This is a genomic window from Allocatelliglobosispora scoriae, assembly GCF_014204945.1.
GTDB lineage: Bacteria > Actinomycetota > Actinomycetes > Mycobacteriales > Micromonosporaceae > Allocatelliglobosispora > Allocatelliglobosispora scoriae.
Map to the genome: position 1 here is coordinate 74,779 of NZ_JACHMN010000002.1, position 18,389 is coordinate 93,167.

The following is an 18,389-nucleotide window of genomic DNA, read 5'->3' on the forward strand; positions in this document are numbered from 1 at the left end:
CCCCCGCGACCGCCGTCATCCACCTGTCGGGCTCGCCGCCGCACCCGGTGGCGAGCCCGATCCGGCCGAATCACTCCTGCGCCGGCCAGATCGTCGCCTGGATCTCGTAGCCGCCCTCGACGGGCTTGACGAACCGCACCGCCACGATGCGCCCGGCGCCGCGGGTCCGCACGCAGAACACCGCACCCTGGTCGAACGCCGCCTGGCTGACACCGTGTGAGCGCAGCAGATCCGCGCAGTCGCGAGCCGTCGGCGCCGCCGCCTGATTCCACCGGGCGACGTTCTTCAGCCCCACACCGTAGGCCACGATGTGCCCGCCGCCGTCGTAGACGTCGATCCCCGTGCTCAGGCGGGAACTCGGCGGAGTCACGTCGAAGTCCACGCCGCTGTTGTCGAAGGTCAGCGGGCCGGTCCACGGCAGCCCGCCGACCGGCTCCACCGGGGCGGACGTGTCCGGTGCCGTCGTGGCGGGGTCGGCCTCCGGTCTCGCCGACGCCGGAGCGGAGTCCACCGCTGCGACGGGAGCATCGTCGTCTCCCACCACCTGGTAGATCAGCGTCCCCGCCGCCACCAGCGCCGACAGCAGGGCGGCGATCGCGGTGAGGACACCGGCGAAGCTGGTCCAGAACGAGGGACGCGGCGCCGACGGTGATTGATCAAGCTGCATTCGTACATTATGGAGGCCCACACCGACCGCCCGTCGGCCTCGGATACGGCGGTGCTCTGACGTTCGGCCGAGCGGACGCGACGGATGGTGTCCGGCCGAGCCACCTCCCGGCGCGAATGCCCACTCGGTCCTAGGGTGGAGGCATGGTTGATCGTCAGCGGGTGCTGGCCTTCCGGATACACGCCCAGCAGCTCGACCGGGCGCGCGGCACGGTGGGCCACACCGCCGTACTCGACATCGGGGTGCAGGACACCGGCCCCGACGGTGCCCGCTGGGCCCTCGCCTGCCGCGGCGTCGATGTCGCTGCGCTCACCGGCAAGGACCTGATCACGCTCTGGACCGTCCGCGGCGCACCCCACCTCTACCGCCGCGCCGACACCGGCAAGGTCGCGGCGGCGGTCGAGCCGTTCTCCGAGGCCGACGCCGCCAAGCGGATCTACGACGCGGCGAAGCCGTTGAAGGCCGCCGGAATCGAGATCCTCACCGCGCTCGACGATGTCGCCGCCCACCTGCGCGACATCGTCACCGACCCCACCGTCAAAGGCGACGCCTCCGGGCGGCTGGCCAAGGTGATGACCGAGCCCTACCTGCGGTTCTGCCGCCCGTGCAACGCCACCCACCTCTACGAGATGCCGTTCCGGCTCGCCGCCGTGCGGGCCGGTCTGGAGCTCCAGCCCGACACCTCGCCGCCGGTCCTGCAGCGCATCCCCGGCTTCCGCAAGGCGGCCACGGCCGGTGACCGGCACGACCTCATCCGTGCCTACCTGCGTCTGCTCGGCCCGGCCACCCCCAAGCACGTCGCCGACTACCTCGACGCACCCGTGAAGGACGTCACTGCCCACTGGCCCGACGACATCGTCGAGGTGACGGTCGGCGGGGAGAAGCGATCGCTGCTCGCCGCCGACGAGAAGGCCCTGCACGCGGCCGAGGTCGAGGGCGTACGCCTGCTCGGCCCCTTCGACCTCTTCCTCCAGGCGAAGGACCGCGCCACGGTGGTGCCCGACGCCGCCCACGCCAAGGAGCTGTGGCCGGTGCTGGGCCGCCCCGGCGCCGTCCTCGCCGACGGCGAGCTGGTCGGCACCTGGCGTCCCCGCAAGGCCGGCCGGAAGTTCACCGTCGCCGTCCAGCCCTGGCACAGGCTGTCCGCAGCGACCCGGGCAGCCGTCACCGAGCAGGCCGAACGCCTCGCCGCCTTCCGGGGCATCGCCCTCACCGGCGTCGACGTCGGCGGCTGAGACTGCCATACTCCCCGTGTGATCGGGGCACCGGAGGACAGTTCGCGTACCGAGGGCCTGTGGTGGCCCGGTAGCGTGCTGCGCCTGATCACCGGTCTGATCCTCGCCTTCGCGCTGCCCGCGGGAGCGACGCTGCTCGCCGACGCCCGCGCCCTCGGCACGTTTCCGTCCCTCCTCTACGTGCTGTGCGTCGTCATCGCGGCGCTGGTGGGGCGGCTGGCGGCCGGCACCGTCGCGGTGGCGGTCTCAGCCCTGATGCTGGACCTGTTCGTCATCACACCGATCGGTTCGCTGTCGCAGATCAGCAAGGACAACGCCGCCGACCTGGGCCTCTTCGTGGTGCTGAGCTGGGTGATCGCGGCGCTGATGGCACGGACCGAGCAGACCAGGGCGGTCTCCAAGCGAGCGCATCAGACCACCGAGACGGCCCACCGGCGCCTCGGCCTCATCGCCGACACGAGCAGGATGCTGGCGGCCTCCTTCGACCTGCCGACCAACCTGCACGCCGTCTGCGCCGCCATCGTCGATCACGGCACGTTCACCCACGCGGCCGTCCTGACCACCCAGGCGGACGGCATCGAGATTCTCGCGGGGGCCCAGCGACGGGCCGCTAAGCCACAGCGCTGGTGGCGTTCCACGCCGTCGACGGCCACCCCGGCGGCCCGGATCGACACCGGCGCGGGCTTCGAGTCGGTCCCCGCCGCGCTGCGCAACCGCAGCATCCGCATCCTGGACCCGGCCACGCGGCGCGGCAAGACCCGGTTCGGCCCCTGGCCCTACCGGTCGGGGCTCGTGGTGCCGCTGCTGATCGGCAACGACATCATCGGCGCGCTCGTCCTGCTGGACACGGCGGAACGCCGGACCTACAGCCACCACGATGTCGTCTTCGCCCGCGAGATGGGCGAGCGCGTGGCCCGTGCCATCGACACCGCACGCAGCTATCAGCACCAGGCCCACATCGCCCGTACGCTGCAGCAGAGCCTGCTCCCGCAGACCCTGCCGCCGATCCCCGGGGTCACGGTGCACGCCCGGTACCAGGCCGGTGCCGGCACGGAGGTGGGCGGCGACTTCTACGACCTCTTCCCCATCGGCGACGACACCTGGCTGGTGGTCGTCGGCGATGTCTGCGGCAAGGGACCCGAGGCCGCGGTCGTCATGAGCCTCACCCGCGCCACGCTGCGAGCCCTGGCGCTGCACGAGCACAGCCCGAAGCGGCTGCTGACGCTGCTCAACGAGGCACTGCTCGCCCAGTTGCACGACTACCGGTTCGTCACCGTCAGCCTCGCCACGCTGCGCCCCCAGGGCGGGCGACTCGTCGTCGACCTGGCCCTCGCCGGACACCCGCCACCCATCGTCCGCCGTGCCGGGACCGCCACCGCAGCCACCGACAGCTACGGCACGCTGCTGGGCGGGTTCCCCAACATCCGTCTCGGCGAGACCAGCCTGGTGCTGGCACCGGGAGAGTCGATCGTCTTCTACACCGACGGCGTGGAGGACCATCAGACCTCCGCGAAAGACCAGGCCACGCGCCTACTGGAGCAGCTCGGCGACGCCCCCGCCGACCGGATCGCCGACGTCTTCACCGCGTCGGCACGCAACGCTCCCCCGGGCAAGCAGGACGATCTCGTCGTCCTCACCCTCGAGCTGGACAGGTGACGAGAGCTCGAGGGTGATGTCCGCCGATGCGGTCACACGATGAGAAGTTCGACCAGTCCGGTCGCTGAGGCCACGGTCCCCAGACCCAGGGTGCAGAACGTGATCGCCAGGGAGGGCGTGGTCACCGTCTGGGTGAAGGACGCGCCGGAGAAGAGACCCGACGTGACAGTGCCGGTGGTGACGTTGACGATGGCTGCTCCGACGATATTGCTGTTGGAGGTCCCGGTCAGCGTGGAGGTCTGGCCGGTGTTCCAGGTGATGGTGAAGATCCGGCTACCCCCGCCGAGCAGGGTGACGCAGCTCTGCGTCGGCCGGAGGAACGACCCCGCGTAGGTGCCGGAGACGACGGCGGGCTGGCTGAGCGAGACGCACGATGAGTAGGTGCGGTCCACCGTCACCATCGTGGGCGTAGGGGTGGCGGTCATCGGTGGATCGAAGGTGGTGGACTCGGAGCTCGGCAGGGTGCAGGCGACCAGATTCCCGGTCGCGTACGCCGGTGCCGGTCCGGCGGCTGCGACGGCTGCGACCGCAGCCAGAACAGCGGCGGTGCTGATCCATCGGGACATGCGTTTCATGGCGCTCCTCGGTGGTCAGGAGGAACCCCCGGCGGCACCTGGATCGTCACCGCCGGGAGACCGTGTGCTCGCCAAGCACACCCGCACCCCCTGACTGCGGCAAGGCGGCGTTCCGCTGAGCGGAACTGTTCCCGACCGCTCCGGTCACCCGGCTGCCGGGTCGCGCAGGAACGTGGCGGCGAGCCGCTTCGGCGCCTGGATCAGCCACGCCTCGGTGAGCACCTCGCGCAGCTCGGCCTCGCCGATCTGGTCCAGCCGGATCAGGATCGCCGGATAGCCGTCGAAGTGCGTGACGGTGAAGAAGACCGCCGGGTCCTCGGCGAGCAGAGCCTCCTTCTCGACCAGCGTGGTCCGCACCGCCAGGATCGGGCCCTGCGGCGCGGCGTCGCCGAGGTCGTCGAGGTCGCGTTTGCGCAGCGGGCGCTCCCAGGCGACCGGCTTGTTGCGCACCCGCCACTCGGAGTGCTCCCCGGACCTCTCCTCGATCTCGGGCAGCAGCGCCGCGAGCCGGCTGACGTCATCCCACGTGGCCACGTCAACTCACACAGAATTCGTTGCCCTCGGGGTCGTGCAGGACGACGAAGTAGACCGGGTCCTCCGGGTCGTCGTCGCGGGTCCGGCTCTGCACGCTCGCGCCCAGCTCGACGAGCTCGGCGACCGTCGCCTCGACGATCTCGATCCGTCGCTCCACCGACAGCGCGCGGTCCCGGCCGGTCGGGTAGAGATCGAGGTGGAGCCGGTTCTTTCCCGCCTTGGTCTCCGGCACCTCCTGGAACCAGATCGGCGGGCGCAGCCCTTCCGGGTCGAAGAGCCGGTCGTCGAAGGCCGCGTCGTCGCCGAGCCGGGCGCGGTAGAGCTCGTGCCAGGTCGTCGCCGGCTCCGCCGGCGGCACCGGCTGGTAGCCCAGCGCCCGGGCCCAGAACCGCGCCAGCAGAGCCGGGTCGTTCGCGTCGATGGTCAGCTGCCAGAACACCATGTCCCGACGCTATCCCAACCCACCGACAGCCACGCTGAGAAGCCTCCGGCGGCATCGCACTCGACGCCACCATGCCCGGCCTGTCCCGGGCGAGCAACCTCAGGAAACCGGGACGCGACGGCGGCGGAGAGGCGCGGCGCTCGCCGAACGAGGTGTCCGGCACGTGTCACTCCCTCACAAGCCCGACGCGATAAGCCGCCCCGAGGGCCGTGGTCGCCGGTATATTACGCGCTTCCGCCCGTGCCGGAACGCCGGGCGGATCCTCGGATCAACAGGAGGGATCGCCGTGAAGTTCGTGCTCGAGGTCGACATCAGTGAGATGCCCGGCGACGAGGTGGCCGCGGAGCTCGGCCGGATCCTCCGCTACTGGGCGGGCGGCGTCGGCCAGATGGAGCTGAAGCCCGGTGCGGGGTCTGGCATCTACGACTCGGCATACCGCGAGGTCGGTCACTGGTCCATCAGCGACACGACGGCCGTGCCCGGCGAGTGAACCCGGGTGATCGAGGTTGAGTGGTCACGGCTGGGCGTATAGGCGCACCTCGCGCATGGTCACGTTGTCGGCGGCACCGCCGTCCTGCGTGGCCGGGTAGACCGACTTGATCTCGATCTCGATCTGCTTCGCCGGCTCGGCAGCGTCCACCCGGATCTCCTGCGCGTCCGGCGAGTCTTCCAGCTCGTGTTCGATGCAGTCGCCGGCGTCGACCCGGACGCAGATGTCCTTGGGCCGCGGCCGCGAATCGTATTCGCCCTCCCGGCCGCCGGACACCACCTCCATCCGGACCACCCGCGCGCCGTCGGATGACTTCAGGGTGAAGGTCAGCCGTGGGATCGGGTCAGGGTTGGACTCGGTCGGGTTGGCGGCCCAGTAGGTGTCCTCGTCACCGTCGATGAGGTACTGGGCCTCGGCGTCGGGCTGAGAGGTGGACGCCCGGGCGACGATGTCGTCACCCGGCACCTCCTGGCCCTTCGGCGTCGGCGACGGACTCGGGCTGGCCGACGGCGAGGACTCCTCGGCCACGGTGCCGCCGTTGGTGAGCGCGCGGGCCAGCAGCCCTCCGGCGAGCACCAGCACGATCGCGCCGAGCACGGCCCCCAGAATCCACGGCCAGCGCCGAGGACCGCGGGGCGCGCTCTGGACGTACTGGGGTCCGGCCGGTGGCGGTGGGGGCACGACGCCGCCACCGGTCAGCGGGCTGCCGCAGTGCCGGCAGAAGGTCCTGGTCGGGTCGTTGCCCCAGCGGCAGTTGGCGCACACCGTCTCACCCGGCCGCACCGGCGGGATGCCCGTCTCGGCCTGGAACGGCGCGACCGGCGGTGGCCTGCCGGCCGACGGCGGCTGCGGCTGGTACTGGCTGGGCTGTGGTGGCGGCGCAGGCGGGGGCGTCGGCGGGACGGCCTTGAGCCGGTCGAGCGTATCGTCGTTCAGCGGCTCCGGCGGGGGCTGCGGCTGGTCGGAGCCCGTCGGTTGCGCCACCGCGCCCTCGAACGCCAGGTAGGCCCCGCAGCCGGGATTCGTGCACCACTGGTCGGCGTCAGTGTTCCGATGTCCGCATTTCCTACAAATGATCATCGCTGTACCACCGTCATCGTGTGCGGCAGATGGGCAGGCTTCACGGCCGCGATCGCGGCCTCCACCTCGGACATATCCACGGTCGCCGGGTCCGGGACCCGGATCCGCACGGCCAGCCGCGGCGTCTGCTGGCCGGGCAGGACCGCCGCCGGGTCCTGCGACCACGCCACGCCGCCGGAGTCGGCCACGTCCACCTCCTCGACGGGTACGCTGGCGGCGAGCGCCACCTCGGCGGCGATCGCGGCCGGGGTGCCGACTCGGCGCAGGTGTCCACCGCCGGCGGCGACGGCGGAACGCAACCGGCCGTCGGGGAGCTCCGACCGCGACGCCGGTGCCTCGATGGCGATCCACGAACCGAGCCAGGCGACGAAGTCGGGTGGAGCCAGTAGCGGATCGAGGTAGCTGGGCAGGTTGTCCAACACGCTCAGCACCGGGGCGAGTACCTCGTCGCAGGCCGCGGTGATGGCCTGGGCCAGCTCGTCGTCGGCGTACATCGCCGGCAGCCGGACGCCCATCGGGTACGGGCTGGGCAGGCCTGTGACAATGCCACGCATCCGGTTACACCTCCACCTTCAGCACGTGCTGGTAGCCGAAGACCAGGGCGTTCGGCGCGACGTCGATCCGCCGGGCGGGCTCGCCCCGGCGGCCGGTGACCGCGTCGGCGGGGAACAGCTTGACGTCGTCCACCAGCTCGATCCCCGTGACCTGCTGCAGCACCGCGTAGATCTCCCCCACGTGCACCGAGCGGCCGTACGGCCAGCCGGTGCCGTCCGGGCCGCCGGCCAGCGGATGCAGGTATCGGTGCAGCACCGCCAGCGCGGCCGTCTCGACGGCGCCCGCGCGGTGGCGATCGTGGGCTCGCGCGGTGGCCACCACCGTGACCGCCTGGTAGACCGGCGGCACCACCAGCAGCCGGGTCCCGGCGATCCGGCGCGGCTCCAGATAGGACGCGATCGAGGAGAGCAGCTCGGGCGACGGGACCAGATCGGCGAACGACACCGGGGTGTCGGTCGGCACCCGCGGCACCACCAGCAGCCGCAACGCCGGATCGTCCACCGTGACCGGCAGGCAGGTCACCCGGCCGACCTCCGGCGCGGCCTGCCGGGCCAGCTGCTCGCAGTCGGCGGCGGTGACAGCCCGGTCCCGGGCCCGCAACGCCAGCGGTGCCCGGGCGCGCATTTCGGCGATGGTCTCGCCGTCCACGCCGCCCAGCGCCTGCTGCCGGTTGTCCACCTCGCCGCGCAGGTAGGGCACCGAGGACTTCAGCACGGTGACCAGGTGCGCAGCCACGTTGCCGGCCGCACCGCCCCCGACGCGGTAGCCGCGCACCCGCAGCCGGGCCCCGTTGGGCGGGACCGCACCGAACTGGCGCATCGTGCCGTCGGGCTGGCGGACCGCCGGACCGAACTCGACCTCGCCGGCCAGGTGATCCAGCCGGAAGACCCGATCGCCGGGTTCGGATGCGGCGAAGGTGTCGACCAGCCGCCACTCCTGCCACGTGTCGTCCGCGTCCACCGGTTCGGCCGGTGAGACCTCCAGCACCGGCTCGGGCTGGTCCGGTACGACCGGCCGGTGTGCCAGCGGGAACCGCTGCCCGGCCACGCCGGACGAGACGCCCAGCTCCTCCGACTCGATGACGGCGGCGTGCACCGCGGTGGCCGTACCGCCGATGGTGTGTGCCGTGATCGACACGATCCGCGGCGAGTCGCTGTAGGGCTCCTGCCCCACGGCGGTCGGGGTGATCCGGCAGCGCAGCCAGCCGGCCAGCGAGCCGGCCAGCAGGGTGCGCACATGGCCGGCCGGCACGTGCAGCAGCACGTCGCCGGCGACGTTGAGCCCGCCGGTGTCGTCGCGCTCCAGCTCGCAGGGCAGCCAGCCGTCCTCGGTCCACGCCTCCCAGCTCAGCGGGGGCCAGCGCGGATCGACGCCGTGGCCCTGGATCTCGCAGTCGATCCGCAGCGCCACCAGGCAGCGCGGCGTCGCCGCCGACAGGCCGATCAGCAGGCACTCGTCCGGGGCCGGCGGAGTGGAGAAGCACAGGAACGGCTGGGAGCGCTCGAGTTCGGTGGTGCGGTCGATGGTCTGACCGGCGGCGTCGACGGTGCCGAGCGCCGCCAGCTCGCACGGCACGATGTCGAGGGGTTCGACGGTGGTGAAGACGACCGGGTCGGAGTCGTGGATGCGGCGCGTGGCGGCCTGGGTGCCGGCGGCCACCGTGACGGTCGCCGGGCGGGGCGCGGTCAGCCGGAAGGTGACGTCGACCCGGGCCGCCGTCGGCGGGAAGGGTACGATCCCGACCAGCTCCAGGAACTTCAGGTAGAGCCGGTCCGGCACCCGGTTGAGCCGGTAGAGCACGATGTCGGTCATCCAGGCGAACAGCTCCAGCAGCGTGACGCCCGGATCGCTGACGTTGTGATCGGTCCAGGTCGGGCAGCGCTGCTGCACCAGCCGTTTCGCGTCGTCGACCAGGTCCTGGAAGCTGCGGTCGTCCAGCCTGGGTATGGGCAGCGACATCGGATCAGCTCCCCTCGCCCGGGATGGTGTAGAACGGGAAGACCAGGTTGCGGGGATCGCTGCGGCCGTGCGCGGTGTAGCTGATGTCGATCAGGACGGTGCCGGGGTCGTCCGGATCGTTGAGCACCGTGACGTCGTGCACGTCGATACGCGGCTCCCAGCGGGTCAGCGACGAGCGGACCGCGGCCGCCAGCCCGCCGGCCGTCGTCGCGTCGACGCTGTCGAACACCTGGTCGTGGATGCCGCAGCCGAACTCCGGCCGCATGGGACGCTCGCCGTAGGCGGTGCCGAGGATCAGCCGGATCGACTGCTCGAGCTTGCGGTCGCCCCCGGCGAGCAGCACCTGTCCGGCCTGGTCGGCGGCGAGCGGGTAGTGCCAGCCGCGCCCGATGAAGTCCTCGCTCATCACGCACCGACCAGCACGGTGGCGCCGGTGGCGGCGAGCGTGCCCGGCGTGCCGGCGCACAGCGTGACCGAGCTGGCGGCGGTCGCGATCGGCTTGCCGCCGGCCAGCACGGTCGCCGACCCGCTGACGATCACCCCGCGCTGCATCGGCGGTGCCATGAACGGGTCGGTGGCGTGCAGGCCGACGTGCGGCGGGGTGTTGTTGCCGGACGCGCCGACCACCAGCACCGGCTTGCCCCCGACCAGCACGGTGGAGACCGCGCCGGTGACCACCGGAGCCGCGAACGGCATCGGCGGCCCGGGCTGCGGAACGCCGCTGGCCGGATTGGGGATCTGGTGCAGCGGGCAGGTGCCCGTGACCTGGTCCCCGACTACCGCAACCGGTGTGCCCATCGCCACCTTCTCAGTTCAACTTGATCATCGAGCCGGTCACCTCGACCGGTCCGGAGGCTTCGACCTTGACGGCCGCGCCCTGGAGCCGCAGCTGCCCACCGGCGGAGATGGTGGCGTCGCCGCTGGCCTTCACCGTCACGTCGGCACCGGAGATCTCCACCGCACCGTCGGCGGTGATCCGGATCCGCCGCTCGGTGCCGTGCAGCGAGATCCGCAACCGGCCCTCCTCGGCCAGCAGCGCCACCCCGGAGTCGGCCGGGTCGTCGAGGAACACCAGCGCGTGGCCGCGCCGGGAGACGAAGCCGCGCCGCCGGACCGCGCCGGTGGTGGCATCGATCAGGTCGTCACCCAGCGAGGGCTGGTCGACGCCGTTGTAGAGGCCGCCGAGCACGTAGCCGTGCCGCAGGTCGCCCTGCTCGAACGCGACCAGCACCTCGTCGTCGACCTCGGGCAGCACGACCGTGCCCCGATTGCCGCCGGCGCCGGCCGACACCACCCGCAGCCAATCGGAGGCGTAGTTCTCGGCCAGCCACGGAAAGGTCACCTTGACCCGGCCCAGCTTGTCGGGGTCGGCGACATCGGTGACCGTTCCGGGCACCACTCCGCCGCCACCGGCACCGCCGGCCGCCCCGTTGGTCAGGGCGAGCAGCGAGCGGTCCTGCCGGCCGCTGGCGTTGAAGCCGACCGTGTAGCCGTCCGTGCCGTCGTAGCGGTGCCTGCTGCGGGTCAGCGTGTACCGGCCGTCGAACGGCGCACCGGCCAGGCCGATGCTGACCGCCGTACCGGCTCGCAGCCGAGGGTTGCCCCGCGACACGCCGGACAGCTCGGCGCACGCACCGGCCACCTGGTCGGCGGCCGCCTTCGCGGCGGTCTCCACCTCGGTCTGCGTCCGGAACGGCGGGTCGGTCAGCACCAGGCGGTGCCCGCCGAACCGGCCGGCGATCTCGCGGGGATCCGCGCCGTTGCTGGCGGCCGTGGTCGCCGCCGGCGCCACCGCGACCAGCGGCCGCTTGGTCCCCGGGTCCCAGCCGCGCACCTCGACCTCGGAGACCTGCTCCGCCGCCGAGATCCTGGCGTGGATGCGCAGCAGCTCGTCGCCGAGCCGCAGCTGCAGGGGCCCGGTGGAGTCCAGGGTTCCCGGCTCGGGTCCCTGCGACGCCTGCGTCGGCTTGCGGAAGTTCAGGCTGTCCTCGGTGACGCTCAGCTCGAAGCCGACCTCGCGGGCCAGCCGCTGCAGGAACTGCCAGTCGGTGGTGTTGTCCTGTGCCACCCGCTGGTGGATCGGCCTGGTGGCGTCGATGACGCCCTCCTTCAGACCGGCGCGGCGAGCCACCACCCGGACCACGTCGGCGTAGCTGACGTCGGCGTGCGTCTCGCAGCGCCGGCCGATGAAGAGCCGGTGCGACAGGTCGTAACCGGACGCCACGGTCCGGGTCCCGGCCCCGTCGGTGTCCATCGCGACGGCGGTGATCTCGCCGACCAGCAGCGGCACCGGTGCGGCCTCTCCGGACGGCTGGACGCTGACCTTCACCTTCGCCCCGAACGTCAGCTTGCCGGCGGCCAGCGCCTGCCGGCCGGGGTCGGCGAAGACCAGCTCGAAGCTGTCCGGTACGTACAGGTTGTCCTCGACGACGACGCTGGTCAGCGCACCGGCGATCTCCGGGGCCAGCGGATTGCCGTCGACCTCGATCAGGAACTGCTGTGAGCTGTGCTGCTGTGCCATCTCAGGCCGCCGGGAGCAGCAGGCGGGTGCCGGGAGTGAGCCGCAGCGGATCGTCGATGTCGTTGGCCTCCGCCACGTCACGCCAGCGGGTCGCGTCGCCGTACGCGGCGTAGGAGATCGAGGCGAGGCTGTCCCCGGCGATCACCGTGTGCGCGTGGGTGGAGTGCGCGCTGCCGGAGGTGGGGTTCTGCCGCTTGGGCGGCGTGCCGTGCTTGGCGGGGACCGGGATCTCCTCGAGGGTCAGCTGGCAGACCGCCCGCAGCGGGGTGCCGTCCGGCATGAACAGGGTGTATTTCGCGTTCACCGACTTGACGAAGGCCACGAAGCTGACGATCTTTCCCCAGCCGAAGAGCACGAACGGCGGCAGCGGCTTCTTGCCTTTCGCCAGGGTCGCCGGCAGCGGGACCACGCACTTCAGCAGCGTCTCGACCGCCTCGTGCACCTGCACCTTGAGGTCGGGGTCGGTGGCGTCGAGGAACATCTCCACCGAGATCGATCTCGGTCCCGCCCCGGTGAACTCCGGCATCGCGGCCGACGCGGCGTTCTTGGTGGACTTGCGGCTCCACTCGGCGCTCTTGGTGACGGTGTACTCCTTGGGGTTGAACATGAACTGCAGCTCGGAGACGGTGCCGACCGAGATCGATCCGCCGGGTCCGTCCTTGACCGTGGGCTCCAGGAACTTGAGGTAGGCCTTGGCCATGCCGGTCATTTCGCCGCCCCCTGCTGCAGGAAGCCGTGGTGCGCCAGCTCCAGCGTCTCGGTCGCCACCTTGTTGCTGTCCACTGACATCGACGGTCCGGTCCAGCGCACCGGAACGACGCCGACCAGGCTCCACGAGCACACGGGCTTGCCTTCGGCGGTCCGGGCGACGATGGTGGCCGTGGTCCGCGGCACCGAGCCGTTCAAGCTGGCGAACCAGGCGGCGATCTTCGCCGAGTTCTCGTCGACGGCCCGGGTCAGCTTGACGTTGGTGTACTTCATCCGCCCGGTCAGCTGGTGGACGAATCCGTTGTTGCCGCCCTCCTCGCGCTGCTCGATCACCACCTCGCAGCCGATCCCGTCGCAGCCTGTGAAGGCGCCCAGATTGTGCGAGCCGACCTCCACGCTGAAGCAGACCGCTACCGCCGGATCCGGCTTGGGCGGCGGGTTCTCAGGCGGTGACTTGGCCATCTGCGGTCTCCCTTCGTCATCGGTGGTCGGTGCTGGTCATCGTCGGTGTCAGCAGGTCAGTGCAGCCCGGTCGCCAGGCCGGCCCGTTCCCGGTCGCGGCGCAGCTCGTCGCCGAGCCGGTCGCGGATCCGGTCATAGAGCTGCCTGGCCAGCTCGTCGAGGCCGCCGGGAGTCATCGCCGGTCCAGCGCCGCCGGCCGGCGGGGCCGAGGCGCCCGCGCCTGCTGCGGGGTCCGCCGGAGCTGCCGGGGTCCGTGCCGCCGTCGGCGGCTGCCCGGTGGCGCGCTGCACGATCGGGACCTCCTCGGGGTACGGGTCGGCCCACCGGAACCGCACACCGTCGCCGTCCCGTTCGGCCACCCCGGCCGCCAGCGCGGCGGCACCCGGGTCGGCTGTAGCGGCTGGACCGCTTCCGTCACCGGCAGAGCTCGGCACCGGCGACCGCTGCACCGAGGCGGTCGCCCCGCCACCCGTACCGGGGTCCGGCCACCCGCCGACGCCGCCGTACTCAGCGCCGTCGTCGTGCCGGGCGGCGCTGTCATATCCGTCGTGGTCGTCGCGCCCGGCGATGCTGTCGCGCCCGGCGCCGGCCGACATCGACGACGCGTCGTGGCTCGGCTGCCGGTGCGGCCAGCCGACCGCGTCGGCCAGCTGCGTCTGGATCGGACGCGCCCCCAGCAACCCCACCGGCCCGGTCGGCACCGGCTGCGCCGCACCGGCTGCCGTCGCCGGGACACCGGTGCCGAGCTCGATCGAGCTGTCCGACGACCGTGCGCTCGGACCGGCCGGATGCGGCCGATCGCCGGGCGCCTCGAATGACGTCGCCCGGTCGACGGCGGACGGCACTGCTCCCGCCGCGTCACGCTGCAGGCGGACATCCGCCGACGAGCGGCGCGGATCTACCGTCGGCGGCCACGGCTCAGCGCCGCTATCGGTCCACAATGGCCGATCGGCCGGAGGCCCGGCGGGCGGCGGTTCGATCCGGCCACGCACCGCCCACCCACCATCCGACGATCCGATCGCTCGGTCGACGCCGTCAGCAGCCGCCGTGTCGTCATCCCCGGCTCCGCCTGTCGGGCCGGCGGCGAGCGCCGGGCCGCTCGCCGATCCGGTCTCCGGCCGGGCCGCCGCGGCGCTGCCGCGATCGGGGAGCGAGCCGAGCCGACCGCTGGTGGCGGCACCGTGCGGCGCAGTGGGCGTCGGCGCAGCGGAGTCCGGCTGAGCCGAGGCGGCCTCCGCTCCGACACTCCATCCCATCCGGTCCGACGCGGCGGTCGAGCTGAGCGGGCCTGTCGATCTCGCGGTCTGCACCGAGACGGCCGGATTCCCCGAGGCCGCGTCCTGCGCCTCACCCGGGCCCGTCCCCACGCTCGGACCGGCGCTCAGGCTCGGGCTCGGGCCGGCTTCATCCGACCGGGTAGCGCCACCCGGATCGATCACCGGCAGGCGCTGTAGCGCGGAGCCGTCGCGTGGTGGTCCGAGCCGAGGCGACCGTCCCGACGGACGGCCGGTCGCCGACGGGGTCGCGGTGACCGGGTGCGCGGCCGACCGGCCCGACGTGGCGTCAAGCGCCGCGGCAGCCGGTGGCACCGGCACAGCCGGCAGATCGGGGCTCGCGCCCTCCGGCCCCGACGCCGCAGCTTCCGCAGCATCAGGCCGCACCGGCCAGGTCTGCACTGCCGGCCGTACGAACGCGGGCGGCAGCGGCCGTGCGGCCACGATCTCGTCCGGGGCCTCGGCCGCCGAGCCGGTGGCGGAGAGCAGGCTGGTGGTGAGCGCGCGTGGATCGCCGATGTGGTGGCCCAGCTCCGCCCCGAACGTGATCGGCTGCCGGGTGACCAGCGTGTCGGCGAACCGTTGCGGCTCCACGGCCGGCCGCAGCAGCCCGGTCGTCGGGGTCAGCGGTGCCACCTGCGACCAGGCGGGTGCTGCTCCACCGGACGAGCGGGCGGGCGAGGGTTCTGCACCGGCCGGGCCGACGGCTGGTGTGTCGGCGGGTGACGAGCGACGGAGTCGATCCAGCCATCCCACGGCTTACCTCCCCCGGTCCCAGTCGCCGATGATCGACACGAGCCGGGTCCGGTCGGCGTGTTCGAGGTCGAGAATGACATCCAGCGACCAGCCGAAGCGGCACGCCACCGTCGCGGTCTCCTGCCAGAGCTGCTCGGGCGCGTGCCTCACGATTCCCCCAGGCGCCCGCCTGCGGTGTCTGCGGTGAAGTGGCGCCCGCAGCCGGGGCAGGCGACCTCGACGTGGGTGTGCCCCTCGGCGTTGACCCGCCGGTAGAGGTCCTGCAGGAAGGCGAGGTCGGCGGCGAACAGGTTCTCCATCACCCCGGCGTGCACCTCGCGGACCCGGCCGAGCCGGGTCACCACCCGGGCCAGCAGCACGATGGACAGGTAGCCGGGGTTCTCCCGAACGCGGTCGTCGCGCAGCGGGACCAGCTCGTCGCGGGCGGTCGCCAGGCGCATCACCCCGTCGCGGTGCACCTCGCCGTCCGGGTCCACATAGCCCATCGGCAGGGTGAAGGCGAACTGGGTGATCAGCCGATCCTCGCGCGGCGGGGCGGCATCCGGTGCCGCTGCGGCAGGCATCGCGACGACCGCGCCGAGCACCCGGCGCATCAGGCGACCTCGATGCGCTCGTAGGTGACCGAGAGCTTCTCGGTGAGCAGCGAGGTGTCGCCGGCCTTCAACGAGCCGATCTCCAGGCTCTTCGGCCAGGCGTTGACCAACCGGTAGCGCTTGATCTCGGCGCCCTCGAAGTCGTAGATGATGATCGATCCACCCTTGCGGGCGTCCTTCATCTTTCCAAACTGGCTGGCCTTGACCCAGTTGGAGAAGCTCTGGTCGGAGGTGAGGCCCCGGGTCAGCGTGACCTCGCCGGGCTTGGGCCGACCCGGCAGCCGCTTGACCTCGAACTTGCCGTCGGCGGTGTTCTGCTTGAGATCGATGACGTCCTGCTCGATCTTCAGCCCGCTCACCTCGGTGATCGACTTGATGGTGATGCCGTCGAACTCCAGGCCGAACGAGTGGCCGACGGCGCTGTCACGTTCCGGAATAGGCATGCGAAGCTCCTTGCTGACTGAACAGGCTCACTACTCGCTGACCAGGCTGGTGCCGCCGGAGAACTGAGCCAGCCGGAAGACGACGAACTCGGCCGGCTTCACCGGCGCGACGCCGATCTCGCAGATGACCTGACCCGCGTCGATGGACTCGGCGATGTTGGTCTCCTCGTCGCACTTGACGTAGAAGGCCTCGTCCGGCGTCAGCCCGAACAGCGAGCCGCGCCGCCATTCGTTGATCAGGAACGCGCTGACCGTGCGGCGGAGCTTCGCCCACAGCGCGACATCGTTGGGCTCGAAGACCGCCCATTGCGTCCCGGCGAGGATGCTCTCCTCCAGGTAGTTGAACAACCGGCGCACGTTCAGGTAGCGCCAGGCCGGGTCGCTCGACAGCGTTCTGGCACCCCAGACCCGGATGCCCCGGCCGGGGAAGGCCCGGATGCAGTTGATCCCGACGGGGTTGAGCAGATCCTGCTCGGCGGAGGTGAGCTGCAGCTCCGGTGCGAGCGCGCCGCGGATGACCTCGTTCGCCGGTGCCTTGTGCACGCCGCGGGTGTCGTCGCTGCGGCCCCAGACGCCGGCCACGTGCCCGCTGGGCGGCACCATGATCGGCAGGCCGCGCACCGGGTCCATCACCTTGATCCAGGGCCAGTACATCGCGGCCTGCTTGGAGTCGTAGTTGGCCTGGTCGACGCGCCAATGCTTGACCTGCTGGGCGGTGAGGCCGGGCGGCGGGTCGATGATCGCGACCCGGTCGCCCATCAGCTCGCAATGGGCGATCATGGCCTGCTGTACGGCGTGCACGCCCTCGATGTCGATGATCCCCTGCTGGTACGAGGCGAGCAGGTCCGGGACGGCGAGGATGGTGACCTCCTCGACGGCCTCCAACCCGGCGAACCCGGTGCGGTCGGCGGAGTCGCCGACATAGTCGGAGGGGCGCAACGTCATCCCGGCCGTGGTGGTCGGCTGCTCGACCGGAGCCGGGGTCGCGGGCGCGCCGCCGCTGAGTGTGACCGTGCCCGCCTCCGGCCGGCTGACCGTCACCGGCTCGTCCACGGCGATCAGCTTGGACTGCTGGTTGATCACCGTGACGATGTTCGTCCGGCCCGGCTTGGTGGAGACGGTGAACTGCTCGCGCTGCTGCTCACGGCGTACGACAATCGTGAATTCGTCTTTGGACGGCTTGTCCGTCCCGCTGTCGTCGCCGCCGGCGTCGGCGGACGGCGGCGGCTCGACCTCGATCTCGATGCCGTCGCCGGCCGGCCCGGGTTTGAGCGCGCGGACCGGGTACGACCCGAGCAGGCCGGTGGCGACCGCAGGCTCGGCCGGGGCGGTGTCCACCGGCGCGGCAGCGGTGTCGCCGTCGTTTCCGGCCCCCACCCTTACCACGTAACAGCTTCCGCCGCCGTTGGCGAAGTAGCCGTAGACGGCATGGGCCAGATAGGACCCGTCGATGAAGTCGCCGAAGGCGTTGGTGAACTGGGTCCAGTTGGTGACCAGGGTGGGCGTGTGGGCGGGGCCGCGAGCGGCCATCCCGATGAACGCCGTCACAGCGGTGCCGACTCCCTCGATGGGCCGGGAACCCGCCTCCACCTCCTCGACATACACGCCGGGTGACAGGTAGGGCGCCATCTCATTCCTCCCTGGGCAGCTTGCGGGTGTTGGCCGGAAGCCTTGGACCTTTTCGCAGCGTACCGGATAAAAGGTACAATTCTGAGGTAACTCAGCATGGGGAGCTGTCATGCGAATCCACGACGAGGACCTCGGGCGCCACCCGGCCGCGAAAGGCCTGGCCCTGACCGGATCGGACCTCTCGCCGGTGCAGCGGGAGATGCTGGAGCTGCAGCGCTCCGCCGGCAATGCGGCGGTGGCAGCGGCACTCGACGAGCAGCCGGCCGACGCGCAGCCCGCGGAGCAGCAACGCTCCCCGGTGCTCGACGTCGTCGGCCGAGGCGGCGGATCGTCGCTGCCGCAGCCGATCCGCGACGACATGGAGTCCCGCTTCGGCGCGGACTTCTCCGGCGTTCGGGTCCACACCGGCGAGCAGGCGGCCGCCAGCGCCGCCAGCGTGCAGGCCCATGCCTACACCGTGGGCGACGAGATCGTCCTCGGTGCCGGCCGCACCGACCTGGCCGGCACGGACGGGCAGCACACCCTGGCGCACGAGCTCACCCACGTGCTGCAACAGCGCGCGGGCGCCGTCGACGGCACGGCGACCGGCGACGGCATCCAGGTCTCCGATCCGTCCGACCGGTTCGAGCAGGCCGCCGAGGCGAACGCGACCTCGGTGCTCGCCGCGCCGCCCGTCCCGGCTCCGGTCGGCGCCGCCCAGCGCCAGGTGGCGCCCGAGGAGGAGGAAGCGCCGGTGCAGTCGATGGCCGTGCAGCGTGCGGACGCAGCGGAAGAGCCGCCGCAGGAGGAGCCCGCCGGATAAAATCGATC

The 18,389-nt window shown here is 72.0% G+C and carries 21 protein-coding genes; 4 read left to right on the forward strand and 17 right to left on the reverse strand.

Translation table 11 applies throughout. The annotated features are described in order from the left end of the window. Positions 1–70 precede the first annotated feature (70 nt). Positions 71–667, reverse strand: a complete 597-nt coding sequence (locus tag F4553_RS06285; protein WP_184833417.1) for a hypothetical protein — start codon at positions 665–667, stop codon at positions 71–73. A 143-nt stretch (positions 668–810) separates the two neighbouring features. Here F4553_RS06285 and F4553_RS06290 point away from each other — a divergent pair, with 143 nt between their 5' ends. Continuing rightward, positions 811–1,902, forward strand: coding sequence for a winged helix DNA-binding domain-containing protein (locus F4553_RS06290; RefSeq protein WP_184833419.1), 1,092 nt, complete (start codon positions 811–813; stop codon positions 1,900–1,902). A gap of 18 nt (positions 1,903–1,920) precedes the next feature. Continuing rightward, positions 1,921–3,558: a SpoIIE family protein phosphatase gene (locus F4553_RS06295; protein ID WP_184833421.1), complete on the forward strand. Its 1,638-nt coding sequence runs from the start codon at positions 1,921–1,923 to the stop codon at positions 3,556–3,558. A 32-nt stretch (positions 3,559–3,590) separates the two neighbouring features. Here F4553_RS06295 and F4553_RS06300 read toward each other — a convergent pair whose 3' ends face one another. From F4553_RS06300 to F4553_RS06310, 3 genes are all read right to left on the reverse strand, one after another. Next, positions 3,591–4,133, reverse strand: coding sequence for a hypothetical protein (locus F4553_RS06300; RefSeq protein WP_184833423.1), 543 nt, complete (start codon positions 4,131–4,133; stop codon positions 3,591–3,593). A 144-nt stretch (positions 4,134–4,277) separates the two neighbouring features. Continuing rightward, positions 4,278–4,667: an MmcQ/YjbR family DNA-binding protein gene (locus F4553_RS06305; protein WP_184833425.1), complete on the reverse strand. Its 390-nt coding sequence runs from the start codon at positions 4,665–4,667 to the stop codon at positions 4,278–4,280. Between the two features lies 1 nt (position 4,668). Beyond that, complete coding sequence (locus tag F4553_RS06310; protein WP_184833427.1) at positions 4,669–5,109, reverse strand: VOC family protein; 441 nt, start codon at positions 5,107–5,109, stop codon at positions 4,669–4,671. Between the two features lie 286 nt (positions 5,110–5,395). Between F4553_RS06310 and F4553_RS06315 the strand changes: the two genes are divergently transcribed. Further along, positions 5,396–5,599, forward strand: a complete 204-nt coding sequence (locus F4553_RS06315) for a hypothetical protein (RefSeq protein ID WP_184833429.1) — start codon at positions 5,396–5,398, stop codon at positions 5,597–5,599. Positions 5,600–5,623: 24 nt separating this feature from the next. Here F4553_RS06315 and F4553_RS06320 read toward each other — a convergent pair whose 3' ends face one another. The 13 genes from F4553_RS06320 to F4553_RS06380 all read right to left on the reverse strand — a co-directional run bounded on the left by F4553_RS06320 (position 5,624) and on the right by F4553_RS06380 (position 17,579). After that, positions 5,624–6,583 carry an NADase-type glycan-binding domain-containing protein gene (locus F4553_RS06320; RefSeq protein ID WP_184833431.1) on the reverse strand — a complete coding sequence of 320 codons (960 nt, stop codon included), beginning with the start codon at positions 6,581–6,583 and terminating at the stop codon, positions 5,624–5,626. A 92-nt stretch (positions 6,584–6,675) separates the two neighbouring features. Beyond that, positions 6,676–7,233, reverse strand: a complete 558-nt coding sequence (locus F4553_RS06325; RefSeq protein WP_184833432.1) for a phage tail protein — start codon at positions 7,231–7,233, stop codon at positions 6,676–6,678. Positions 7,234–7,237: 4 nt separating this feature from the next. Continuing rightward, complete coding sequence (locus tag F4553_RS06330; RefSeq protein WP_184833434.1) at positions 7,238–9,193, reverse strand: putative baseplate assembly protein; 1,956 nt, start codon at positions 9,191–9,193, stop codon at positions 7,238–7,240. A 4-nt stretch (positions 9,194–9,197) separates the two neighbouring features. Next, positions 9,198–9,599: a gp25 family contractile injection system sheath assembly initiator gene (locus F4553_RS06335; protein WP_184833436.1), complete on the reverse strand. Its 402-nt coding sequence runs from the start codon at positions 9,597–9,599 to the stop codon at positions 9,198–9,200. Beyond that, entirely contained in the window at positions 9,599–9,991 is a 393-nt protein-coding gene (locus F4553_RS06340; protein ID WP_184833438.1) for a PAAR domain-containing protein, read from the reverse strand. The genes F4553_RS06335 and F4553_RS06340 overlap by 1 nt, the downstream gene beginning before the upstream one ends. A gap of 10 nt (positions 9,992–10,001) precedes the next feature. Beyond that, positions 10,002–11,714 carry a VgrG-related protein gene (locus F4553_RS06345; RefSeq protein ID WP_184833440.1) on the reverse strand — a complete coding sequence of 571 codons (1,713 nt, stop codon included), beginning with the start codon at positions 11,712–11,714 and terminating at the stop codon, positions 10,002–10,004. Between the two features lies 1 nt (position 11,715). Further along, positions 11,716–12,423, reverse strand: a complete 708-nt coding sequence (locus F4553_RS06350) for a CIS tube protein (protein ID WP_221469795.1) — start codon at positions 12,421–12,423, stop codon at positions 11,716–11,718. Continuing rightward, on the reverse strand, positions 12,420–12,884 hold the full coding sequence (locus F4553_RS06355) for a phage tail protein (RefSeq protein ID WP_184833442.1): 465 nt from the start codon (positions 12,882–12,884) through the stop codon (positions 12,420–12,422). The genes F4553_RS06350 and F4553_RS06355 overlap by 4 nt, the downstream gene beginning before the upstream one ends. 56 nt (positions 12,885–12,940) lie before the next feature. Further along, positions 12,941–14,914, reverse strand: a complete 1,974-nt coding sequence (locus F4553_RS06360; RefSeq protein WP_184833444.1) for a hypothetical protein — start codon at positions 14,912–14,914, stop codon at positions 12,941–12,943. 3 nt (positions 14,915–14,917) lie between these two features. Further along, positions 14,918–15,064, reverse strand: coding sequence for a DUF6760 family protein (locus F4553_RS06365; RefSeq protein ID WP_211240798.1), 147 nt, complete (start codon positions 15,062–15,064; stop codon positions 14,918–14,920). Beyond that, positions 15,061–15,507, reverse strand: coding sequence for a hypothetical protein (locus F4553_RS06370; protein WP_184833446.1), 447 nt, complete (start codon positions 15,505–15,507; stop codon positions 15,061–15,063). The genes F4553_RS06365 and F4553_RS06370 overlap by 4 nt, the downstream gene beginning before the upstream one ends. Then, positions 15,507–15,950 carry a phage tail protein gene (locus F4553_RS06375; RefSeq protein WP_184833448.1) on the reverse strand — a complete coding sequence of 148 codons (444 nt, stop codon included), beginning with the start codon at positions 15,948–15,950 and terminating at the stop codon, positions 15,507–15,509. The genes F4553_RS06370 and F4553_RS06375 overlap by 1 nt, the downstream gene beginning before the upstream one ends. Before the next feature lie 30 nt (positions 15,951–15,980). After that, entirely contained in the window at positions 15,981–17,579 is a 1,599-nt protein-coding gene (locus F4553_RS06380; protein ID WP_184833450.1) for a phage tail sheath family protein, read from the reverse strand. Positions 17,580–17,688: 109 nt separating this feature from the next. Between F4553_RS06380 and F4553_RS06385 the strand changes: the two genes are divergently transcribed. After that, entirely contained in the window at positions 17,689–18,381 is a 693-nt protein-coding gene (locus tag F4553_RS06385; RefSeq protein ID WP_184833452.1) for an eCIS core domain-containing protein, read from the forward strand. Positions 18,382–18,389: the final 8 nt, after the last annotated feature.

What these genes read in the sequence shown, in the direction of transcription:
- F4553_RS06285 (WP_184833417.1), bottom strand. Translation starts at nt 667, where the DNA reads ATGCAGCTTGATCAATCACCGTCGGCGCCGCGTCCCTCGTTCTGGACC.
- F4553_RS06290 (WP_184833419.1), top strand. Translation starts at nt 811, where the DNA reads ATGGTTGATCGTCAGCGGGTGCTGGCCTTCCGGATACACGCCCAGCAG.
- F4553_RS06300 (WP_184833423.1), bottom strand. Translation starts at nt 4,133, where the DNA reads ATGAAACGCATGTCCCGATGGATCAGCACCGCCGCTGTTCTGGCTGCG.
- F4553_RS06310 (WP_184833427.1), bottom strand. Translation starts at nt 5,109, where the DNA reads ATGGTGTTCTGGCAGCTGACCATCGACGCGAACGACCCGGCTCTGCTG.
- F4553_RS06325 (WP_184833432.1), bottom strand. Translation starts at nt 7,233, where the DNA reads ATGCGTGGCATTGTCACAGGCCTGCCCAGCCCGTACCCGATGGGCGTC.
- F4553_RS06330 (WP_184833434.1), bottom strand. Translation starts at nt 9,193, where the DNA reads ATGTCGCTGCCCATACCCAGGCTGGACGACCGCAGCTTCCAGGACCTG.
- F4553_RS06335 (WP_184833436.1), bottom strand. Translation starts at nt 9,599, where the DNA reads ATGAGCGAGGACTTCATCGGGCGCGGCTGGCACTACCCGCTCGCCGCC.
- F4553_RS06340 (WP_184833438.1), bottom strand. Translation starts at nt 9,991, where the DNA reads ATGGGCACACCGGTTGCGGTAGTCGGGGACCAGGTCACGGGCACCTGC.
- F4553_RS06345 (WP_184833440.1), bottom strand. Translation starts at nt 11,714, where the DNA reads ATGGCACAGCAGCACAGCTCACAGCAGTTCCTGATCGAGGTCGACGGC.
- F4553_RS06350 (WP_221469795.1), bottom strand. Translation starts at nt 12,423, where the DNA reads ATGACCGGCATGGCCAAGGCCTACCTCAAGTTCCTGGAGCCCACGGTC.
- F4553_RS06355 (WP_184833442.1), bottom strand. Translation starts at nt 12,884, where the DNA reads ATGGCCAAGTCACCGCCTGAGAACCCGCCGCCCAAGCCGGATCCGGCG.
- F4553_RS06370 (WP_184833446.1), bottom strand. Translation starts at nt 15,507, where the DNA reads ATGCGCCGGGTGCTCGGCGCGGTCGTCGCGATGCCTGCCGCAGCGGCA.
- F4553_RS06375 (WP_184833448.1), bottom strand. Translation starts at nt 15,950, where the DNA reads ATGCCTATTCCGGAACGTGACAGCGCCGTCGGCCACTCGTTCGGCCTG.
- F4553_RS06380 (WP_184833450.1), bottom strand. Translation starts at nt 17,579, where the DNA reads ATGGCGCCCTACCTGTCACCCGGCGTGTATGTCGAGGAGGTGGAGGCG.
- F4553_RS06385 (WP_184833452.1), top strand. Translation starts at nt 17,689, where the DNA reads ATGCGAATCCACGACGAGGACCTCGGGCGCCACCCGGCCGCGAAAGGC.